Origin of the sequence: Thomasclavelia sp., assembly GCF_017889095.1 — a bacterium.
In the GTDB taxonomy this organism is placed as follows: Bacteria; Bacillota_I; Bacilli_A; order Erysipelotrichales; family Coprobacillaceae; genus Thomasclavelia.
In genome coordinates this window covers 1-5234 of the sequence record NZ_JAGHEW010000006.1, presented here as the reverse complement: position 1 = coordinate 5234, position 5234 = coordinate 1, and the positions used below count along the sequence as shown (strand labels likewise).

Below are 5234 nucleotides of genomic sequence, written 5' to 3'. Positions count from 1 at the left end.
TTGATGAAACAGACAGACATATATTAAAAAAACTTAGAAATAGAGATAGCAGTTTGATTGATTTGAAAGAATCTTTATATCGTATTTCACAATGTATGCAACAGCACTATCATCAAAATGTTATTATTTTAATTGATGAATACGATGTACCGCTTCAAAGTGCCTTTAATCATGGTTACTATGATGAAATGGTCAGCTTTTTAAAAAGTGTCTTTTCACCAGGATTAAAAACCAATGATGCCTTAGAAAGAGGTATTCTTACCGGCTGTTTAAGAATCACCAAAGAAAGTATCTTTACCGGTCTTAATAATTTTACTGTTAGAACGATCAGTGACAAGGAAGCAAGTGAGTATTTTGGTTTTACGCAAAATGAAATCGATAGTTTATTAGATTATTATAATTTGATAAGTAAACGTCAGGATATGAAAGATTGGTATGACGGATATCTGTTTGGCAAAACAGTTATCTATAATCCCTGGAGTGCATTAAATTATATCAAAAAGGTACTTGTAGACGATCAGTATGAAGCAATTGTCATTGAATGCAAGCATTCAAATAGTATTCGAGAATTAAGAAAAGATAGCAGTAAAGCCAGTGAACAAATCATCGATCAAAAATATATTGAAGGATTAGAAGATGAAGGGTATGAAAATGTAATCGGTTATGGCATATCTTTCTATAAGAAACAATGCATTATTACTAAAGCTAAGTAATGGTAAGCAGGATTTATTTCCTGCTTTTTTTATTGACTAATAACTTTTCAAGTAATTGAATGATATTTTTTAATTTAAATTTATGTGATGAAAATTGTAAGGATAATGTAAGAATTAAGTAATGAATTATTGATAAATAGAAGCTGTAAAATATTGTATTCTTAATATAGAGATAATAAATTGCTTTTGAGTCTTGACAGGAACGTTACGTTCTAAAATATAATCTAATTCGAGGTGATAAAAGTGGAAAAATATAGTTATCGCGAATTTGCGAAAATGGCCGGAACAACGATTAGGACATTAAGATATTATGAACAAATTAATTTAATTGAGCCCGTTATAATTAAAGGAAAGAAGTATCTTGATGAAAGTTATTTTGTTTCTTTACAGACAATTGATTTATTAAAAAAAGCTGGTTATACCTTGGATGAAGTTAAACATATCATCAAGGATAGAAATGTGGAAGAACAAATAATCATGCAAAAAGATCTTTTAAATATTCAATTAACTAATATCAAAGCAATGCTTTCATTAATTGATGAATTACAAGAGAAAGATAATCTAAGTATTTCTAAAATCTATAATAAGTTTCTACATATTCAAAATAGACAAAATCTACAGCTTCAATTTGAAACAGCTGATGGTTTAAAAACAAGAGTATTATTTCACCATCAGCACACTAAATATACTGATAATTTTCATCAATGGATGTTTAGTCATTATAAATTTAATCCCAATGATAAAATATTAGAGATTGGCTGTGGTGATGGAACTTTGTGGAAATGTAATCAAAGATTGATTCCTCAAAATATTGAAATAACTTTAAGTGATATTTCTAAAAAGATGATTGCAGAAAGCTTTAATCAATTACACGCTATTTCACAAATCAAGGCCTATGATTTAGCTGATTGTTATCATTTGCCTTATGATGATGAAAGTTTTGATGTTGTTATTATTAATCATGTATTGATGTATTTTGATAACTTAGATCAAGCTTTAAAGGAAATTAATCGGGTTTTAAAAACTAATGGTACGTTGTATTGTTCAACGATTGCAAGGGATATGATGAAAGAAAGAGATGAAATATTAAAACAGTTTGACCCGAAAATTTCTTTTGATCAAGAAATTTTATATCAACGTTTTGGTTTTGAAAACGGAAAGGAAAAACTGGCAAAATATTTTGAACAGATTGATTTATTTGAACGTAAAGAAGTTTATGAAGTTAAGGATTTAGATTTATTATATCGATTTATTTTAAGTGCTAAAGGACTTAGTTTAAATTTGGAACCGTTATATCGTAAGAAAAAACAATTTTATCAATATCTCCAAAACTATTTTAATAAATATCAGGTGTTTAACTTAACGACTCATGCCGGAATGTTTAAAGCAAGGAAAGGTGAAAAAATGGAAAATGTTAAAGGATTAATTTTTGATTTAGATAATACGTTAATTAATTATGGTGGTGTAACTAGACAGGCATGGAGGCTTACATGCAAGCAGTTAGTTAAAGAAATTGAACTAGATGTTACTGTTGATAAATTAGTTGATGAAATTATCAAGGTAAATGATGCAATTTGGGAAGATGAACAGAAACGACCAAAAGGAAATTTTTCCTTTGCTCAGTTAAGAAAAACAATTGTACAAGTTGCTTTAGCTAATTTAAATATAATTAATGAAACTGCAGTTAGTTTTTTAGTTAATAATTACGCTAAAAATAAACAGGCTGCTATTTATGTTTTTCCTGATGTAAAAACAACTTTAATAAAATTAAAACAACGTGGTTATTTATTGGCTTTGCTTACTAATGGTGATAGTAATACCCAAAGAGAGAAGTTAAAACGCTTTGATCTAGAAAGTTTATTTGATGGTGTTTTTATTGATGGAGAAATGGGGGTTGGAAAACCGGATAAGCAGGCATATCAAAATGTTTTAAACCTATTTAATTTACCAGCTAATCAGGTGTGTATGATTGGAGATCATTATTTGTGGGAAGTTGTTGCGCCTAAACAATATGGATTAAAAGCTGTTTGGGTCAATCGGGGACCATTAGGGATTAAAGGTAATGAAGAAATTAAAGCTGATCATGTAATTAAAGAAATTAGTGAGCTGCTTAAAATTTTTAAATAATGCGATAAAATGAAGAATTTCTTCCATTTTTATCACTTTGATGTATAATTAATGAGAAATAATTTAATCACGCATATTTAATGGTTGCATGGCATTAATAAGGAATCTTGTGAAAATCAAGAGCGGTCCCGCCGCCGTAAAGAGGAGTTTTGGCGATATACCACTGGGAAACTGGGAAGGTGTCAAAACGATGAATCTAAGCCGGAATACTTGCCATTATCTTAGGATACACTTTACGGATGATAGAGTAGTTCTATTTAATGTTAACTGTAATCCTTTCATGCGCTCTTTTTTAGAAAGGATTTTTATTATGTTGAAAACATTTAAGATCATTTTAGGGTTATTACTTTTATTTACTACGGGCTGTACTAACCAAAATATTACTAGAGATGTTGTCACTAAACAAGAAGCTAAGGTGACTGAAGAAACTGGTATTGTGGCAAAACAGGAGGCAGTTACTAACGCAGAAAATCTTGATCAAAGTGAAAAAGCTGATCAAAACAATGAACAAGTTAGTGAATCAACTAAATCCAAAAGTAAGGAAAATAGTAGTTTAGAATCAAATAACCAGACTACAAATATCCAAATTGATGATCGAATTACGGTTTCAATTACCATTGAATGTAAGACATTATTAAATAATCTTGATTCAATTAAGCCTGGTTATCGTGATTTTGTTCCTAAAAACGGTGTTGTTTTAACTAATAATAGTGTTAAGGTTGAAAAAGGAACAACAGTTATGGATTTATTAAAAAGTAGTTGTGATAAGCAGGGAATATCTTATAAGATCACTAATGGTTATGTTCAAGAAATTGCTTATTTACCGCAAAAAATATTAGATAGTGTATATGACAGTTCATCAGGCTGGATGTATAGTGTCAATGGGAAGTATGTAAATATGGCGGCTACGAAGAAAGAATTAAATGAAGGTGATCAGATAAAATGGATGTATACGTTAAAAGGAGGCAATGATTTGTCATGGTCATAAAACCGTTTAAACGAAGTCATCCCATCGTTTTGTTGGTTTATTTTTTATCAATTATTACTTTAATGGTGATTCAAAGTCATTATTTAGTAATTATTGCTGGTTTTATTAGTAGTTTATATTTGTTTGATCAAGTTGATCGCCAAAGTTTTTTCAAAATGATCAAATATTATATTGGTTTATTGATATTGATTACCATAACTAATCCTTTATTTGTAAGTGAAGGATATGATATTTTGTATCAAAATGACTTATTTGTGATTACTAAACAGGCTCTTGTGTATGGTTTTATCTTTGGCTTGCTAATAATTACATTACTAACGATCTTTAAAGTAATGAAATATTATTTAACTGATAGTCATGTTATTTATTTGTTTGGTTCAATATTACCAACACTAGGTCTGGTAATATCAATGAGCTTGAATTTAATTGAACGGTTAAAGTTACAGTATCAAAAGATCAAAGAAGCTAATAATTTGTTACCATCAAAAAACAAAATAAAAAAACAGCTGGATATGCTGTTAATCTTAGTTACTTATGCTTTTGAATCTTCGTTAGATATGGTTAATTCGATGAATAGTAGGGGTTATGGAAGAAAATATCGTAGTAGTTTTCATCTCTATCAATTTAGAAAAGATGATTTATTGAAAATTGTAATTATTTTTATTTTAGATCTTATTTGTTTTGTTGGTTATTTTAATTTTTATCGTGATTTTTATTATTATCCAATCGTAATGAGTTATCATTTTAAGTGGTTAGATTTGGTTTTCATGATTTGTTTAGGATCATTAATCATTTTACCACTGTTATTTAAAGGAGAAAAACGTGATGTATCAAATAAAAAATCTTAGTTTTAGTTTTCCAAATGGACAAGTAGGCTTAAAAGATATTTCCCTGGAAATAAAAAATGGTGAATTTTTGGTTATTTGTGGGAATAGTGGCTGTGGTAAAACAACTTTATTAAAACAATTAAAGCCTAGTTTAACACCGGCTGGTAATCAAAGTGGTGAAATTATTTTTGATGATGCTATTAAAGATGATATCAATATTGGCTATATATCACAAAATCCAGAAAATCAAATCGTTATGAATAAAGTTTATCATGAAATTGCGTTTGGATTAGAAAATATAAATACTCCATTAAAACAGATGAAACAGCGTGTTGGCGAGATTGTTAATTATTTCAATTTACAAGATATTGTTAATGCTGATTGCAACAGCTTATCCGGTGGACAAAAACAGTTAGTAAATCTAGCTAGTGTAATGGTTTTAAATCCTGAAGTTATCTTATTAGATGAAGTAACTGCCCAGTTAGATCCCATTAATCGCCAGGAATTTATCAAAATGGTAAAACAAATTAACGATGACTTTGGAATTACGATTGTTTTTGTTGAACATCAATTAGACGA

5 protein-coding genes and 1 riboswitch are annotated in these 5234 nt (G+C 28.9%); all 5 genes read left to right on the top strand.

Going from position 1 to position 5234, the window contains the following annotated elements; genetic code table 11:
• The coding region (locus tag J7M77_RS00185; protein ID WP_296874831.1) for an AAA family ATPase at nucleotides 1-713 on the top strand (713 nt) is incomplete at its 5' end.
• Nucleotides 714-956: 243 nt separating this feature from the next.
• Nucleotides 957-2840, top strand: a complete 1884-nt coding sequence (locus J7M77_RS00180; RefSeq protein ID WP_296874829.1) for an HAD-IA family hydrolase — start codon at nucleotides 957-959, stop codon at nucleotides 2838-2840.
• A 64-nt stretch (nucleotides 2841-2904) separates the two neighbouring features.
• Nucleotides 2905-3073: riboswitch (cobalamin riboswitch) on the top strand.
• Nucleotides 3074-3150: 77 nt separating this feature from the next.
• Nucleotides 3151-3828, top strand: coding sequence for a DUF4430 domain-containing protein (locus tag J7M77_RS00175; protein ID WP_296874827.1), 678 nt, complete (start codon nucleotides 3151-3153; stop codon nucleotides 3826-3828).
• Nucleotides 3819-4676, top strand: coding sequence for an energy-coupling factor transporter transmembrane component T (locus J7M77_RS00170; protein ID WP_296874825.1), 858 nt, complete (start codon nucleotides 3819-3821; stop codon nucleotides 4674-4676). Before J7M77_RS00175 ends, J7M77_RS00170 begins: the two co-directional genes overlap by 10 nt.
• The coding region (locus tag J7M77_RS00165) for an energy-coupling factor ABC transporter ATP-binding protein (RefSeq protein ID WP_296874822.1) at nucleotides 4654-5234 on the top strand (581 nt) is incomplete at its 3' end. The genes J7M77_RS00170 and J7M77_RS00165, both read left to right, overlap by 23 nt.